This window comes from Streptomyces sp. NPDC002265 (assembly GCF_040296125.1).
GTDB lineage: Bacteria > Actinomycetota > Actinomycetes > Streptomycetales > Streptomycetaceae > Streptomyces.
The window spans coordinates 1-15,124 of sequence record NZ_JBEOWS010000242.1; the positions used below are offsets into that span (position 1 = coordinate 1).

Annotated in this window: 13 protein-coding genes and 1 tRNA gene; 9 read left to right on the plus strand and 5 right to left on the minus strand. The window is 73.0% G+C overall.

The annotated features are described in order from the left end of the window. The 4 genes from ABT085_RS32155 to ABT085_RS32170 all read left to right on the plus strand — a co-directional run. Positions 1 to 1,299 (plus strand): (2Fe-2S)-binding protein (locus ABT085_RS32155; protein WP_502982853.1); only part of this gene is annotated, 1,299 nt, incomplete at its 5' end. Next, entirely contained in the window at positions 1,296 to 3,605 is a 2,310-nt protein-coding gene (locus ABT085_RS32160; protein ID WP_351615874.1) for a xanthine dehydrogenase family protein molybdopterin-binding subunit, read from the plus strand. The genes ABT085_RS32155 and ABT085_RS32160, both read left to right, overlap by 4 nt. Then, positions 3,602 to 3,736: a hypothetical protein gene (locus tag ABT085_RS32165; RefSeq protein WP_351615877.1), complete on the plus strand. Its 135-nt coding sequence runs from the start codon at positions 3,602 to 3,604 to the stop codon at positions 3,734 to 3,736. Before ABT085_RS32160 ends, ABT085_RS32165 begins: the two co-directional genes overlap by 4 nt. Positions 3,737 to 4,116: 380 nt before the next feature. Beyond that, the gene (locus tag ABT085_RS32170) at positions 4,117 to 5,310 is read left to right on the plus strand and encodes an SUKH-4 family immunity protein (RefSeq protein WP_351615900.1); all 1,194 of its coding nucleotides are present in this window, start codon (positions 4,117 to 4,119) and stop codon (positions 5,308 to 5,310) included. Between the two features lie 57 nt (positions 5,311 to 5,367). Here the strand turns inward: ABT085_RS32170 and ABT085_RS32175 are convergent. Next, positions 5,368 to 5,439, minus strand: a tRNA-Cys gene (locus ABT085_RS32175). Between the two features lie 246 nt (positions 5,440 to 5,685). Between ABT085_RS32175 and ABT085_RS32180 the strand changes: the two genes are divergently transcribed. The 4 genes from ABT085_RS32180 (at position 5,686) to ABT085_RS32195 (ending at position 11,141) form a co-directional block, all read left to right on the plus strand. Continuing rightward, on the plus strand, positions 5,686 to 7,119 hold the full coding sequence (locus tag ABT085_RS32180; protein WP_351615879.1) for an MFS transporter: 1,434 nt from the start codon (positions 5,686 to 5,688) through the stop codon (positions 7,117 to 7,119). 280 nt (positions 7,120 to 7,399) lie between these two features. After that, positions 7,400 to 9,214 (plus strand): DEAD/DEAH box helicase, encoded by a 1,815-nt coding sequence (locus ABT085_RS32185; RefSeq protein WP_351615882.1) that lies wholly within the window; start codon positions 7,400 to 7,402, stop codon positions 9,212 to 9,214. Between the two features lie 330 nt (positions 9,215 to 9,544). After that, entirely contained in the window at positions 9,545 to 10,186 is a 642-nt protein-coding gene (locus ABT085_RS32190; protein WP_162469917.1) for a helix-turn-helix domain-containing protein, read from the plus strand. A gap of 163 nt (positions 10,187 to 10,349) precedes the next feature. Further along, positions 10,350 to 11,141 (plus strand): S16 family serine protease, encoded by a 792-nt coding sequence (locus ABT085_RS32195; RefSeq protein WP_351615884.1) that lies wholly within the window; start codon positions 10,350 to 10,352, stop codon positions 11,139 to 11,141. 32 nt (positions 11,142 to 11,173) lie between these two features. On the opposite strand, the gene ABT085_RS32200 is transcribed toward ABT085_RS32195, so the two are convergent. From ABT085_RS32200 to ABT085_RS32210, 3 genes are all read right to left on the minus strand, one after another. Then, complete coding sequence (locus ABT085_RS32200; RefSeq protein WP_351615887.1) at positions 11,174 to 11,353, minus strand: hypothetical protein; 180 nt, start codon at positions 11,351 to 11,353, stop codon at positions 11,174 to 11,176. A 13-nt stretch (positions 11,354 to 11,366) separates the two neighbouring features. Further along, the gene (locus ABT085_RS32205) at positions 11,367 to 11,951 is read right to left on the minus strand and encodes an ArsR/SmtB family transcription factor (RefSeq protein ID WP_351615890.1); all 585 of its coding nucleotides are present in this window, start codon (positions 11,949 to 11,951) and stop codon (positions 11,367 to 11,369) included. Positions 11,952 to 12,041: 90 nt separating this feature from the next. Next, positions 12,042 to 12,521: an Lrp/AsnC family transcriptional regulator gene (locus ABT085_RS32210; RefSeq protein WP_351615892.1), complete on the minus strand. Its 480-nt coding sequence runs from the start codon at positions 12,519 to 12,521 to the stop codon at positions 12,042 to 12,044. A 124-nt stretch (positions 12,522 to 12,645) separates the two neighbouring features. Here ABT085_RS32210 and hppD point away from each other — a divergent pair, with 124 nt between their 5' ends. Next, on the plus strand, positions 12,646 to 13,794 hold the full coding sequence (gene hppD, locus ABT085_RS32215; RefSeq protein ID WP_351615895.1) for a 4-hydroxyphenylpyruvate dioxygenase: 1,149 nt from the start codon (positions 12,646 to 12,648) through the stop codon (positions 13,792 to 13,794). Between the two features lie 109 nt (positions 13,795 to 13,903). Here hppD and ABT085_RS32220 read toward each other — a convergent pair. Continuing rightward, on the minus strand, positions 13,904 to 15,124 hold a 1,221-nt coding region (locus ABT085_RS32220), incomplete at its 5' end, for a tetratricopeptide repeat protein (RefSeq protein ID WP_351615897.1).

Here is a 15,124-nt window from a genome sequence, read left to right on the forward strand (position 1 = left end):
GCGACGAACCCTGCTGCTATCAGGCACTGGCGGAGCTGCCCGTCTTTGACGGCAACCACGTCGTCCTCGGCGCCTGGGTGGTCGGGGACGAGCCGCTCCACCGGCCAGTGGAACTTCGAGGACCCCGCGGCCGCCGGACCGGCCGAGTCCGCGGCTCCGGCCGCCGGGCACGACGTGACGGGCCGCTGGTCGATTCCCGTCGCCACCGGCGACCTCCCGGACGAGTCCGGCGAGTTCACCACGTCGGCGCTGGTGGAGCAGTGGGGCCAGAACCCGCCCGCCACCCTCCCCGGCGGCGCGCCCGCCCCCTGGGCCACCGACACCACCGGGGCGGCGGGGGAGCCGTGGGGGCAGCAGGCGCTCGCGCAGCCGCACGCCGAACCTCACACCGAGTCCCACCCGGAGCCGTACGCGGCCGCCCAGGGCGCTCCCGAGCCCTCCAGGGCCCCGCAGGGCGCCGGCGCACCCGAGGGCGCCCACGAGGCCCCTGGGGCGCACGAGGAGGCCGCCGAGCCCGCCACCGAGGCCGACGCGCCCCCCGCGGACGCGGCGCCGGCGGACCGCCCGGAGACCGACGCACCGCAGGACGGCGCCGCCGCGCCGGACGACGACCTCGCCGTGCCGTTCCACGACGACCACCCCCTCGCCTCCTACGTGCTGCGCGTCAACGGCTCCGAGCGCCCCGTCGCGGGCGCCTGGATCGGCGAGTCGCTGCTGTACGTGCTGCGCGAGCGGCTCGGCCTCGCGGGCGCCAAGGACGGCTGCTCGCAGGGCGAGTGCGGAGCCTGCAACGTCCAGGTCGACGGCCGGCTCGTCGCCTCCTGCCTGGTCCCCGCCGTCACCGCCGCCGGCAGCGAGGTCCGTACCGTCGAGGGCCTGGCCGTCGACGGACGGCCCTCGGACGTGCAGCGGGCGCTCGCCCGGTGCGGCGCCGTGCAGTGCGGTTTCTGCGTGCCCGGCATGGCGATGACCCTGCACGACCTGCTGGAGGGCAACCCGGCCCCGACCGACCTGGAGGCCCGCCAGGCCCTGTGCGGCAACCTGTGCCGGTGCTCCGGATACCGGGGCGTCCTCACCGCCGTGCACGAGGTGGTCGCCGAGCGCGAGGCCCTCGCCGCCGCCGAGGCGGCCGAGGCCGAGGCCGAACCGGAGGCCGCCGAGGCGCGCATCCCGCACCAGGCGGGACCGGGCGCGGGCAGCGTCAACCCGGCCGCGTTCAACCTGCCGGGCGCCCCCGGCATCCCCGGCACCCCGGGTCAGCACGACGGTACGTACGGCCAGGACGGAGGCCAGGCGTGAGCAACGAAGCCGCCACCGCGATCACCCCCGCGGAGGCAGCCCCCGCCCCCGAGCCGATCCCGCACGGTCTCGGCGCCTCCCTGCGGCCCGCCGACGCGCGCGCCAAGACCGAGGGCACGTTCCCGTACGCGGCCGACCTGTGGGCCGAGGGACTGCTGTGGGCGGCCGTGCTGCGCTCCCCGCACCCGCACGCGCGCATCGTCTCCATCGACACCAGCCACGCGCGCGAGATGCCCGGCGTACGGGCCGTCGTCACCCACGAGGACGTTCCCGGCAGCGCCCTGTACGGCCGCGGCCGGGCCGACCGCCCGGTGTTCGCCTCCGAGGTCGTACGCCACCACGGCGAGCCCATCGCCGCCGTCGCCGCCGACCACCCGGACACCGCGCGGATGGCCGCCGCCGCCGTCATCGTCGAGTACGAGGTGCACGAGCCGGTCATCGACCCCGAGCTGGCGTTCGAGGCGGAGCCCCTGCACCCGGACGGCAACCTGATCCGCCACATCCCGCTGCGCCACGGCGACGCGGACGCGGTCGGCGAGGTCGTCGTCGAGGGCCAGTACCGCATCGGCCGCCAGGACCCTGCCCCCATCGGCGCCGAGGCCGGCCTCGCCGTGCCCCGCCCCGACGGCGGCGTCGAGCTGTACGTCGCCTCCACCGACCCGCACGCCGACCGTGACACCCTCGCCGCCTGCTACGGCCTCGAATCCGACCGGGTCAAGATCGTGGTCACCGGCGTCCCCGGTGCCACCGCCGACCGCGAGGACCAGGGCTTCCAGCTCCCGCTGGGCCTGCTGGCGCTGAAGACCGGCTGTCCGGTGAAACTGACGGCGACGCGCGAGGAGTCCTTCCTCGGACACGTCCACCGGCACCCCACCCTGCTGCGCTACCGCCACCACGCCGACGCCGAGGGCCGGCTGGTGAAGGTCGAGGCGCAGATCCTGCTCGACGCGGGCGCGTACGCCGACACCTCCTCCGAGGCCCTGGCCGCCGCCGTCTCCTTCGCCTGCGGCCCCTACGTGGTGCCGAACGCCTTCATCGAGGGCTGGGCCGTGCGCACCAACAACCCGCCCTCCGGCCATGTCCGGGGCGAGGGCGCCATGCAGGTGTGCGCCGCCTACGAGGCGCAGATGGACAAGCTCGCCAAGAAGCTGGGCCTCGACCCGGCCGAGGTGCGGCTGCGCAACGCCCTGGCCACCGGGGACATCCTGCCCACCGGCCAGAGCGTGACCTGCCCGGCGCCGGTCGCCGAACTGCTCCAGGCCGTACAGGAGTTCCCGCTCCCGCCGCTGCCCAAGGACACCCCCGAGGAGGAGTGGCTGCTGCCCGGCGGCCCCGAGGGCGCGGGCGAGCCCGGCGCCGTGCGCCGGGGCGTGGGCTACGGCCTCGGCATGGTGCACATGCTCGGCGCGGAGGGCGCCGACGAGGTCTCCACCGCGACCGTGAAGGTCCACGACGGCGTGGCCACCGTGCTGTGCGCGGCCGTGGAGTCCGGCCAGGGCTTCACCACCCTGGCCCGCCAGATCGTCCAGGAGACCCTCGGTATCGACGAGGTGCACGTGGCACCGGTCGACACCGACCAGCCGCCCGCTGGCCCCGGCTGCCGGGGCCGGCACACCTGGGTGTCCGGCGGCGCGGTCGAACGGGCCGCCAAGATGGTCCGTACGCAGCTCCTCCAGCCCCTGGCGCACAAGTTCGGCATGTCCACCGAGCTCCTCCAGATCACCGACGGCAAGATCACGTCGTACGACGGGGTGCTGTCCACCACCGTCACCGAGGCCCTGGAGGGCAAGGAGCTGTGGGCCACGGCCCAGTGCCGCCCCCACCCCACCGAGCCGCTGAACGAGTCCGGACAGGGCGACGCCTTCGTGGGTCTCGCCTTCTGCGCGATCCGCGCGGTCGTCGACGTCGACATCGAACTCGGCTCGGTACGGGTCGTGGAGCTGGCCGTCGCCCAGGACGTGGGCCGGGTCCTCAACCCGATCCAGCTCGCGGCGCGCATCGAGGCGGGCGTCACCCAGGGCGTCGGCATCGCCCTCACCGAGAACCTGCGCACCCCGCGCGGCCTGGTCCGCCATCCGGACCTCACCGGGTACGCGCTGCCCACCGCGCTGGACGTGCCCGACATCCGGATCGTCAAGCTCGTCGAGGAGCGGGACGTGGTCGCGCCCTTCGGGGCCAAGGCCGTCAGCGCGGTACCCGTCGTGACGTCCCCCGCGGCGATCGCCTCCGCGGTACGGGCCGCCACGGGCCGCCCGGTCAACCGGCTGCCGATCCGCCCGCAGGCCGCGGTGGTGACCGCGCAGTGACCGCCCCCGGACAGGAGCCCGAGCCCCGCGGCTACGAACCGGCGCCCGGTGTCGGCAAACTGCTGCTGTGGGTCCTGCTGTTCGTCCTGGCCGCGGTGGTCGTGGTACTGGGCGGCGTGTACCTCACCTGAGGCGCTGAGGCCTTGGGCCGTTGAGGTCATGAGGCCTTGCGGAGCTGAGGCCTTGAGGCGCTGAGGTCTTGAGGCGCTGAGGTCTTGAGACGCTGGGCCCGGCCGCGCGAGCCGGGCTACCGCGTTGCGCTTCCCGCCGCCCCGACGCCCCGCCGCCGCGTTGCGCTTCCCGCCGCCCTGCCGCCCGGCGGGGGAGACGTTGCGGCTGATTTCGGTGGGACGGGAACGTGCGGGAGGGACCTGGCGTCTTTCTCACCGGGTCCGTTGTCAGTGGTGCCGCGTAGTGTCCTGGGCAGTGGGACGGCGCGCCCGCGGGGCCGGTCCACCAGGGGACTGCGGGACAGCGGCACTTCGACAGCGACTGCACGCACGGGGGCATGATGAGCACGACCGACACCGTCGGCACCACGGTGATCACCTTCACCGAGGACGAACTGGATCCCTACGTCACCCACGCGCCGACGCGCCGCTGGCTGAGCGGCCCCGGCCTGCCCGCCGACGGCGACCTGCTGTCCTTCGCCGCGCTGCGCACGGACGGCCTGCGCACGGTCGCCGACTCCACGGGCGCTCCCGACCGGCTGACCACGGAGCTGCGCGACCGGCTGGTCATCGGCGGGATCCTGGGCATGGACGGCCGCGAGACCGAGTCGCTGCTGCTCGACGGCGCGACCGGAGCGATCTCGACGACGTACTTCCTGCACGACCGACCCGATCTGATGGACAGTCGCCCGCTGGCCCCCTCGCTGGAGAAGCTGGTGCGCTTCGCCACCGCGGCGGACGAACTGGCGGCCCTGCGCGGCCAGTTCGCCTCGTACGCGGGACGCCTCGGCCCCCGGGCGGCGGCGCAGGCCGCACAGCACCTGCTCGCCCTGTTCGAGGAGGGTTCGGACGGCGACCCGGGACCCTTCTGGCGGATGACCGCGGTGATCCGCCCCCTGTCCCTGGTGGCGGGCCCGGGGACGACGTCCGGTCTCGCCCTGGACCTGCCGCCCCGCCTGCTGGACGAGGCGTTCGGCGCGGGCCGGGTCGCCCGCTTCGAGGAGGTCGACTTCCCGCCCGCGCTCACCCACGAGCCGACCCGCCGCTTCCTGCGGGAGGCGGGCCTGCCGGAGGACGGCTACTGGTTCGCGCTGGACCCGGACGTGCCGCTGGCGTCCCTCGCCGAGTACCACGCCACCGAGCAGGAGGACTCAGTGCCCGCCGTCGCGAGTCTCCCGGCCGACGCCGACCGGCTGATCCGCCTCGGTCACCTCCTGGAGGACACCAGCCTCGTCGTCGACGGCGCCACCGGCACGGTCCTGTGCTGGAGCGAACCCGACGCCGCCCTGCGCCCCCTCAACGCCGACGTCTCCACGCTCGCCTTCACCCTCTGGCTGATCAACCGCGAGAAGTCCCTGGACGCGGTCCACGCCCTCACCGACGCCTACGGTCAGCTGGCCGACACCATGTCCCGCACCCTCGCCCAGACCGACCCCCTCGCCTGCGACCCGACCCCGTCCACCGCCACGGACGACGGCCGCCGCTACTGGCCGGAGGCCTTCGGCGACGAGGCGGGCGGGGTCCTGCACGCATGACGAAGGGCGACACCCCCGAGGGTGCCACCCTTCTGTTCCGCCTGGTCAGACAACCAGAGGCCATGGCGGGATTCGAACCCACGTAACTCGCTTTGCAGGCGAGCCCCTGAACCACTCGGGCACACGGCCGGGTCGGTGGAGGCTCTCGGCCTCCGTTCCGAACTCGATGTGATGACCGTAGGGCGGGGCGGGGGAGGGGCTCAAGGGAGACGCCGGGGCTGCAACAGGACTGCCATACGCCGTTCACGAACGGGGATTTCGCGCCGGGGTGAACGGGGCTTTCGAGGGGGGCGGCGGTCGTAGGACCAAGGTCTCAGACCTGTCCCAACCACCCGACAGGTGTCAAACTCGGTCGAGGACCTTACTCTGTCGACCATGACCGCCCTGGAACCACGCGACACCGCTGTCGCAGACGTCGCTCCCACCCTGCCGGCCGCCGAGGGCGACGAGAGCACCGTGCTGAGCCGGTCCTATCGGGCGCTCAGCATCGGGATGGTGTCCGTCGTCCTGCTCATCGCCTTCGAGGCGACCGCCGTGGCCACCGCGATGCCGGTGGCCGCACGGGATCTGGACGGGGTGTCGCTGTACGCGTTCGCGTTCTCCGGGTACTTCACGACCAGCCTGCTGGGCATGGTGCTCGCCGGGCAGTGGTCCGACCGCAAGGGACCGCTGGGCGCGCTGACCAGCGGAATCGCCGCCTTCGCGGCCGGGCTGGTGATGTCCGGCACGGCACAGGCGATGTGGCCGTTCATCGCGGGGCGGGCCGTGCAGGGACTGGGCGGCGGACTGGTGATCGTCGCGCTGTACGTCATCGTCGGCCGCGCCTACCCGGCCCGGCTGCGCCCGGCGATCATGGCGGCGTTCGCCGCGAGCTGGGTCGTGCCGTCGGTGGTCGGACCGCTGGCCGCCGGGGCGGTGACCGAGCAGCTCGGCTGGCGTTGGGTGTTCCTCGGGATACCCGTGCTGGTCGTCTTCCCGCTGGCGCTCGCGTTGCCGCAGATCCGGCGGCGCGCGGCCGGGCCAGTGGGCGGGGAGGCTGCGGCCTTCGACCGGCGCCGGATCCGGTTCGCCCTCGGGATCTCCGTGGGCGCCGGGCTGATCCAGTACGCCGCCCAGGACCTGCGCCCGAGCTCGCTGCTCCCGGCCGTCGTGGGCGTCGTGCTGCTCGTGCCCGCCGCCCACAACCTGCTGCCGCACGGCACCTGGCGGGCGGCCAGGGGGCTGCCCTCGGTCGTGCTGCTGCGCGGGCTGGCGTCCGGGGCCTTCGTCGCCGCCGAGTCCTTCGTACCGCTGATGCTCGTCACCCAGCGGGGGCTGTCGCCGACGGCGGCCGGGTTCTCCCTGGCGGCGGGCGGCGTGACCTGGGCGATGGGTTCGTGGGTGCAGTCCCGGCCGCGGATGGAGCCGTACCGGGAGCGGCTGACGACGGTCGGCATGGTGCTGGTCGTGGCCGCCATCGCCGTGGTCCCCAGTGTGCTGATCCACGCCGTGCCCGTCTGGACCGTCGCCGTCGTCTGGGCGGTCGGCTGCTTCGGGCTGGGCCCGGTGATCTCCTCCACCGGTGTGCTGCTGCTCCAGCTCTCCGCCCCCGAGGAGGCGGGCGCCAACTCCGCCGCCCTCCAGATCTCCGACGGCCTCTCCAGCGCCCTGCTGCTCGCGGCGGGCGGTGCCGCCTTCGCGGCGCTCGGCGGCGGCTCCGTCGCCGACGCCACCGGGGCCCGCCCGGCCGCCTTCGCCGCCGTGTTCCTGCCGATGGCGGCCGTTGCCCTGGCGGGAGCCTGGGTGACCACCCGGCTGCGGGAGCGCTGATGTGACCGTGCGCGCCGACGGCCGTCGGCGCGCAGAGCGTGACGTTTCTCGCCCCGGCCCCGGTGGCGATCTCGCCGCCGTATCAACGGAGATGACGTACATCCTGGTCATCGGCGTGATCTCCGGCCGGGTGACGGCGCCGGGTCGATCGTGGGGACTGTGAGGTGGGTCCCAACCGGCGGTGACGCGGGCTTGTCCACGCTTCGCCGAGGTCGGGGCGCCGGTAGGGTGGCCCGGTTGTCATACGTAGCCGAGCCGCATCGACCCCCACCCGGAGACCGTGACTACTGCCGCCGCCACCTCCAGCTCGTCCAGTTCGTCGCACTCGCACCACCTCTCACCGGCCTACCCGGGCCGCGCCCCCTGGGGTACCGCCAGCAGGCTGCGTGCCTGGCAGCAGGGGGCGATGGAGAAGTACGTCCAGGAGCAGCCGCGCGACTTCCTCGCCGTCGCCACCCCCGGCGCCGGCAAGACGACCTTCGCGCTGACACTGGCCTCCTGGCTGCTGCACCACCACGTCGTGCAGCAGGTGACCGTGGTCGCGCCGACCGAGCACCTGAAGAAGCAGTGGGCGGATGCGGCCGCGCGGATAGGGATCAAGCTGGACCCCGAGTACAGCGCGGGCCCGCTCAGCCGGGAGTACCACGGCGTCGCCGTCACGTACGCCGGTGTCGGGGTGCGGCCCATGCTGCACCGCAACCGCGTCGAGCAGCGCAAGACCCTGGTCATCCTCGACGAGATCCACCACGCCGGTGACTCCAAGTCCTGGGGCGAGGCCTGCCTGGAGGCGTTCGAGCCGGCCACCAGGCGGCTCGCGCTGACCGGTACGCCGTTCCGGTCCGACACCAACCCCATCCCCTTCGTGACGTACGAGGAGGGCAACGACGGCATCCGGCGCTCCTCGGCCGACTACACGTACGGCTACGGCAACGCGCTCGCCGACCACGTCGTGCGGCCGGTCATCTTCCTGTCCTACAGCGGCAACATGCGCTGGCGGACGAAGGCGGGCGACGAGATCGCCGCCCGGCTCGGCGAGCCGATGACCAAGGACGCCGTCTCGCAGGCCTGGCGTACCGCGCTCGACCCGCGCGGCGAGTGGATGCCCAGCGTGCTGCGCGCCGCCGACCAGCGGCTCACCGAGGTCAGGAAGGGCATCCCGGACGCGGGCGCCCTGGTGATCGCCTCCGACCAGGACTCCGCGCGCGCCTACGCCAAGCTGATCCGCGAGATCACCGGGACGAAGGCGACGCTCGTCCTGTCCGACGACACCGGCGCCTCGAAGCGGATCGACGACTTCAGCGCGAGCACCGACCGGTGGATGGTCGCCGTCCGCATGGTGTCCGAGGGCGTCGACGTGCCCCGGCTCGCGGTCGGCGTGTACGCCACCACCATCTCCACCCCGCTGTTCTTCGCCCAGGCCGTCGGGCGCTTCGTGCGCTCCCGGCGGCGCGGCGAGACCGCGTCCGTCTTCCTGCCGACCGTCCCCGACCTGCTCACCTTCGCCAACGAGATGGAGGTCGAGCGCGACCACGCCCTCGACAAGCCGAAGAAGGAGGGCGAGGAGGACCCTTACGCCGAGTCCGAGAAGGAGATGGACGAGGCGAACAAGGAGCAGGACGAGGACACCGGCGAGCAGGAGCAGTTCTCCTTCGAGGCGCTGGAGTCCGAGGCCGTCTTCGACCGGGTCCTGTACGACGGTGCCGAGTTCGGCATGCAGGCCCACCCGGGCAGCGAGGAGGAGCAGGACTACCTCGGCATCCCGGGTCTGCTGGAGCCGGACCAGGTGCAGCTGCTGCTGCAGAAGCGGCAGGCCCGGCAGATCGCGCACAGCCGCAAGAAACCGGACAGCGAGGCCGACCTGCTCGAACTGCCCGCCGAGCGGCGGCCGGTGGTCTCCCACAAGGAGATGATGGAGCTGCGCAAGCAGCTCAACACGATGGTCAGCGCGTACGTCCACCAGAGCGGCAAGCCGCACGGGGTGATCCACACCGAGCTGCGGCGTGTGTGCGGCGGACCGGCGAGCGCCGAGGCGACGGCCGGGCAGCTGCGGCAGCGGATCGCCAAGGTGCAGGAGTGGGCCACCCGGATGCGCTGAGGCGCGAGCGGGCCGCTGCGGTCGGGCCGCGTGGTGGAGCGCGAGCGGTGCGGTGTGCGCCGTACGTACCGGGACAAAGGCAGGTAGTCCCCACGGGCCCGTGACCGGATTCTGGACGGAGCCTTCCGCTGAGCGAACCGGCTTCGCTAATGTCCCGCTACGCACACGCCCCGTGGCAGCGCCGCCGCGGAGCGCAGCCGTGAAGCGACCGTGCCCGGACCTGCCGGGCCGTCCTGCCGATCGGCGGCCTCTGAAGCGCGTCAGGGACGGGACTCCATGACGCATCCGCCGCGAGGGGTCGCCGGCCTCACCACTTAAGGAGTGGGCGTCGTGACCGCGGAGACCTCCCAGACGCTCGACCGGGGACTGCGAGTCCTCAAGCTGTTGGCCGACACCGACCACGGGCTGACCGTCACCGAACTCTCCAACAAACTGGGCGTCAACCGGACCGTTGTGTACCGGCTGCTCGCCACCCTCGAACAGCACGCGCTCGTACGACGGGACCTGGGCGGACGAGCCCGGGTCGGGCTGGGTGTGTTGCGGCTTGGCCGCCAGGTGCATCCGCTGGTCCGGGAGGCCGCGTTGCCGGCCCTGCGCGCGCTGGCCGAGGACATCGGCGCCACGGCGCACCTCACGCTGGTGGACGGGTCGGAGGCGCTGGCCGTGGCCGTGGTCGAGCCGACGTGGACGGACTATCACGTGGCCTACCGCGCCGGGTTCCGGCATCCGCTGGAGCGCGGGGCCGCGGGCAAGGCGATCCTCTCCGCCCGGCAGCAGACCTCGGAGGAGCCGGGGTGCATCCTGACCCACGGCGAGCTGGAGGCCGGGGCGAGCGGTGCGGCCGCGCCGCTGCTGGGCGTGACCGGTGTCGAGGGCAGCGTGGGCGTGGTGATGCTCGCGGACGCGGTGCCGGAGCGGGTCGGACCGCGCGTGGTCGACGCGGCCCGCGAGGTCGCGGAGGCGCTGCGCTGAGACCGAGGCCACAGCGCAGCGCCGAGGCGCTGTGCCAAGGCGCTCTGCCGAGTGCTGTGGAGGGGCGCCGTGCCGAGGTGCCGGTCGCGGCTGTGGCGGTGTCGGGGAGGGCCGGGAGCGACCGGCCCCCGGTCCGCCGGCGCCGCCGCGTTAGATTGAACCCGTGCTCTCTCGCCTCACACGCCTCCAGGCTCTCACCGTCTGCGCCGTGCCCGTCGTGGCCCTGCTCGCCACGGCGGCCTTCGCACCGCTGCCGTTCTCGATCGCGCAGCCGGGTATGACGGCCGACGTCCTCGGCAAGAACCAGGGCACCCCGGTGATCACCATCTCCGGTGCGCCGGTCCGCGGCACGAGCGGACAGCTGCGGATGACGACCATCGAGGCGACGGGCCCGGACACGGACGTCTCGCTGAGCCAGGTGATCGACGGCTGGTTCGCCAAGGACCGGGCGATCATGCCGCGCGACGCGGTCTACCCGGGCGGTGGGAACACCAAGGAGATCGAGCAGCACAACACCGAGCAGATGAAGGAGTCCCAGGACGCGGCGACCGAGGCGGCGCTGGGCTATCTCCGTCTGACCGACAAGGACGTGAAGGTCACGCTGAAGCTCGCCGACGTCGGCGGCCCCAGCGCGGGACTGCTGTTCTCCCTGGGGATCGTCGACAAGCTCGACGGCAACGGCAGCGGCGGCGACCTCACGGGAGGCCGGACCGTGGCCGGCACCGGGACGATCACCGCGGACGGCAAGGTCGGCGCGGTCGGCGGAGTGGCGCTGAAGACGCAGGCCGCGCGGCGGGACGGGGCGACGGTGTTCCTGGTGCCGAAGGACGAGTGCTCCGACGCCGAGTCCCAGCTGCCCGTGGGACTGCGACTGGTTCCGGTGACCACGCTGAAGGGCGCGGTCGGCGCCTTGGTGGCGCTGGAGACGGGCAAGGGCTCGGTTCCGAGCTGCTAGGCCCCTCCCGGAGGTACGCGCTTCCGCCGGTCTCAGTGGGCGAGCGCGGGCCGGGGCGGGTTGGCCAGGCGCAGCCCGACCTCGACGAGGGTCCAGCCCAGGCGGATACGGAGTTCGGCGGGGCGCCGGGCCTCGGTGACGAGGCGGTGGGCCTCGGCCCGGTCGCGGAGGTCGGTGGCGTGGTGCGCGGCGAGCTGGGTTTCGAGGTGCATCCCGGTGGTCCTCTCAGTCCGTGCTGATGGGGAAGAGGTGCGTGTGGATCCGTACCGTCTCGGTGTCACGGCCGTCCGCTTCGCGGCCCAACTGCCGGTAATCGTCGACCAGTTCGTGCATCTTGGCGATGAGTTCGGCGGCCAGCGCGGGCGTCAGCCGTAGAGTCGCGTCGCTCATGTCGGAGCCGTCGGACCAGTCCTTGGACCAGTCGCCCCGGGTGACGAGCCAGGAGGACAGCTCGCGGGCGTGGGTGTTCGCCATCTCGTGCAGGAACACCTCCGCGACTCCCCGTATCTCGGGGTCGGCGTCGTCGAAGTCGGTGGTGTCGAGGACCAGCCCCTGGTCCACCGCCTGCCACCAGCGCTCCCGTCCCTTGCCCTGCTGCGGCGCGTCCTCGACGAAGCCGTGGGCGGCGAGCTGGCGCAGGTGGTAGCTGGTCGAGCCGCTCGACTCGCCGAACCGCTCGGCCAGCTGGGAGGCGGTTGCCGGGCCGCGCTGCCGCAAGGCCTCCAGCAGCTGCATCCGGAGCGGGTGCGCGAGCCCCCGCAGTGAACGGGCGTCGAGTTGACGCCGCTTCCGTTCCTCGTGCTCCGTCATGCGTACAAAGATAGCTCTGCAAAGAACTCCTTGCAAGGCTTTCTTTGCAACTCGCGCACCGGTCGGGGCGGCCGTGTCCCGTCCCGTCGCTCAGGCCGGGTCCCGGTCCTCCGCCGCCTGTTCCACCAGCGGGATGATCCGCAGCGGAACGGCGTTCTCCATCACGATCGCGGTCGAGGCCCGGACGATCCCCTCGAAGCCGACGACCAGGTCGATGACCCGCTGGAGGTCGGCGTTGGAGCGGGCCACCAGCCGGCACAGCATGTCCCCGCCGCCGGTGGTCGTGTGCAGTTCCAGCATCTCCGGCACGGTCGCCAGGTGGGCCCGTACGTCCGCTCCCTGCCCCTGCCGGATCTGGAGCGTGGCGAACGCGGTGACGGGGTAGCCGAGGGCCGCCGGATCGACCTGGGGCCCGAACCCGCGGATGACCCCGTTGGACTGGAGCCGGTCCAGCCGTGCCTGCACGGTCCCGCGCGCGACCCCCAGCCGCCGCGACATCTCCAGCACACCGATACGCGGCTCACGGGCCAGCAGCACGATGATCCGGCCGTCCAGTCGATCGATCGCCATGCCCGCGCCTCCGTGGTGGTCATCATGTACAGAAAGTCCGCCGTTCCGGGCCTTCTGCTGCACAGATTGCCCAACGAATACGCGAACTATTGCGCACCTTGCAGGGCAGGGACAGGCTGCCGCCATGACCCAGACCACAGACCACACTCCCGACACGACCGCCCGGCAGGACGATCCCTTCCCGGTCAAGGGAATGGACGCGGTCGTCTTCGCCGTGGGCAACGCCAAGCAGGCCGCGCACTACTACTCCAGCGCCTTCGGCATGCGCCGGGTGGCCTACTCCGGACCGGAGAACGGCAACCGCGAGACCGCGAGCTACGTCCTGGAGAACGGCTCGGCCCGCTTCGTCCTCACCTCCGTGATCAAGCCCACCACCGCCTGGGGCCACTTCCTGGCCCAGCACGTGGCCGAGCACGGCGACGGCGTCGTCGACCTCGCCATCGAGGTCCCGGACGCCCGCCGCGCGTACGCCTACGCGATCGAGCAGGGCGCCCGCTCGGTCGCCGAGCCCTACGAGCTCAAGGACGAGCACGGCACGGTGGTCCTGGCCGCGATCGCGACGTACGGCGAGACCCGCCACACGCTCGTGGACCGCTCCGGCTACGACGGCCCCTACCTGCCCGGTTTCGTGACCGCGGGCCCGATCGTCGAGCCGCCCGCCCAGCGCACCTTCCAGGCCGTCGACCACTGCGTCGGCAACGTCGAGCTCGGCCGGATGAACGAGTGGGTCGGCTTCTACAACAAGGTCATGGGCTTCACGAACATGAAGGAGTTCGTGGGCGACGACATCGCGACCGAGTACAGCGCGCTGATGTCGAAGGTCGTCGCCGACGGCACCCTCAAGGTCAAGTTCCCGATCAACGAGCCCGCCGTCGCCAAGAAGAAGTCCCAGATCGACGAGTACCTGGAGTTCTACGGCGGCGCCGGCGTCCAGCACATCGCGCTCAACACGAACGACATCGTGCGCACCGTGCGGACGATGCGCGCGGCCGGCGTGGAGTTCCTGGACACCCCCGACTCCTACTACGACACCCTCGGCGAGTGGGTCGGCGACACCCGCGTCCCCGTGGAGACCCTGCGCGAGCTGAAGATCCTCGCCGACCGTGACGAGGACGGCTACCTGCTCCAGATCTTCACCAAGCCGGTCCAGGACCGTCCGACGGTCTTCTTCGAGATGATCGAGCGGCACGGCTCGATGGGCTTCGGCAAGGGCAACTTCAAGGCCCTGTTCGAGGCGATCGAGCGCGAGCAGGAGAAGCGCGGCAACCTGTGACCGCCTGCTTCGACCGCACGTGAGGACGGGCCGGCCGGCACCCGGTCGGCCCGTCGGCTGCGCCGCCCCCGGCCGGCCGCCCGCACCCCTCGCACCGCCCGATCGCCCCCTACCTCTTGCCCCCCGGCCCCTTCACGTCCGGCGGCAGACTCTCGTCCGGTTCGCCCAGCTTCGCCAGCGCCGCCCGCGCGGCCGGCGCGCCCAGCAGCGAGAAGTCCGGATTGATCCGCAGCGCGTCCTCGAGATGCCGGCGCGCGGAAGCCTTCCGGTCCAGATGCTGTTCGATCACCCCCCGGTGATACGCGTACAGGGCGCTGCGCACCCCGCCCCCGTGCACCTTGTCCGTCGCGGTGCCGGCGAACTTCAGCGCCTCCTCGTCCTCCCCGGTCCGGTGCAGCGCCCACCCCAGCGCGTCGGCCACCGCGATACCCGGCTGCCGCCGCCACTCGGCACGCAACCGCCGCACCGCGGTGTCCGGATCGCCGTGGTCCGCCTCGAACAGCCCGAGCACCAGCTCCTCGTCCGCCCCGCTCGCGGCCGCGGCGTCGACCCGCGCCCGCACCAGGTCGTACTGCTTCTGCGCCTTCTGTGCGAGGCCCAGCGACTCGTACAGCTCGCCCAGCTCCAGCGCGTACCGCGGCAGCGGCTGCCCGGCCAGCGCCGTCCGGTAGGCGGCCACCGCCTCCGTCGTCCGCCCCAGCGCCGCCAGCACCCGTCCCTGCCCGGCCCGCGCGGCCCACTGGTCGTGGTCCAGCCGTACCGCCTCCTCGAAGTGCCGCAGTGCCTCCGCCGTGTCCCCGCGCTCCCACGCCAGCTGCCCGGCCTGCTCCTGGTAGGCCGCCTGCTCCGCCGGGCTCCGCGCACCCGCCGCCGCGTCGGTGAGCGTGGCCGCCGCGTCCTCGCGCCAGCCCCGGTCCCGGTAGACCGCGGCGGCCTCGGCCAGCGTGGCCGGCCCCTTGTGCAGCGCCATCAGCCGGTCGAGGGTGCTGCGGGCCTTCTTGTAGTCGCCGAGCCCGGTGTACGCGTCGATCAGCAGCGGATACGTCGTCCACCGCTTCGGCTCCTGCTTCAGCGCCGTCTCACCCCACTTGCGCGCGGCCGGGAAGTCACGGCGCGCGTTCGCCAGCGCCGCAAGGCCGGCCAGCGCCTCCGTGTTGCGCTTGGGCAGCGTGCTCAGCGAGGTGCGCAGCGCCTTCTCGGCCAGCGGGTAGAAGGCGACCTCCGCCGTCCGCCGTCCCCGCTGCACATAGGCGGCCCCGAGCACCGCCCATGACGCGCCGTCCTTCGGGTGGGCCCGCAGATACGTCTCGCGCTGCCCGATCAGCGCCGT

Coding starts and splice junctions, on each gene's coding strand:
- ABT085_RS32170 (WP_351615900.1), top strand. CDS start 4,117: ATGAGCACGACCGACACCGTCGGCACCACGGTGATCACCTTCACCGAG.
- ABT085_RS32180 (WP_351615879.1), top strand. CDS start 5,686: ATGACCGCCCTGGAACCACGCGACACCGCTGTCGCAGACGTCGCTCCC.
- ABT085_RS32200 (WP_351615887.1), bottom strand. CDS start 11,353: ATGCACCTCGAAACCCAGCTCGCCGCGCACCACGCCACCGACCTCCGC.
- ABT085_RS32205 (WP_351615890.1), bottom strand. CDS start 11,951: ATGACGGAGCACGAGGAACGGAAGCGGCGTCAACTCGACGCCCGTTCA.
- ABT085_RS32210 (WP_351615892.1), bottom strand. CDS start 12,521: ATGGCGATCGATCGACTGGACGGCCGGATCATCGTGCTGCTGGCCCGT.
- hppD (WP_351615895.1), top strand. CDS start 12,646: ATGACCCAGACCACAGACCACACTCCCGACACGACCGCCCGGCAGGAC.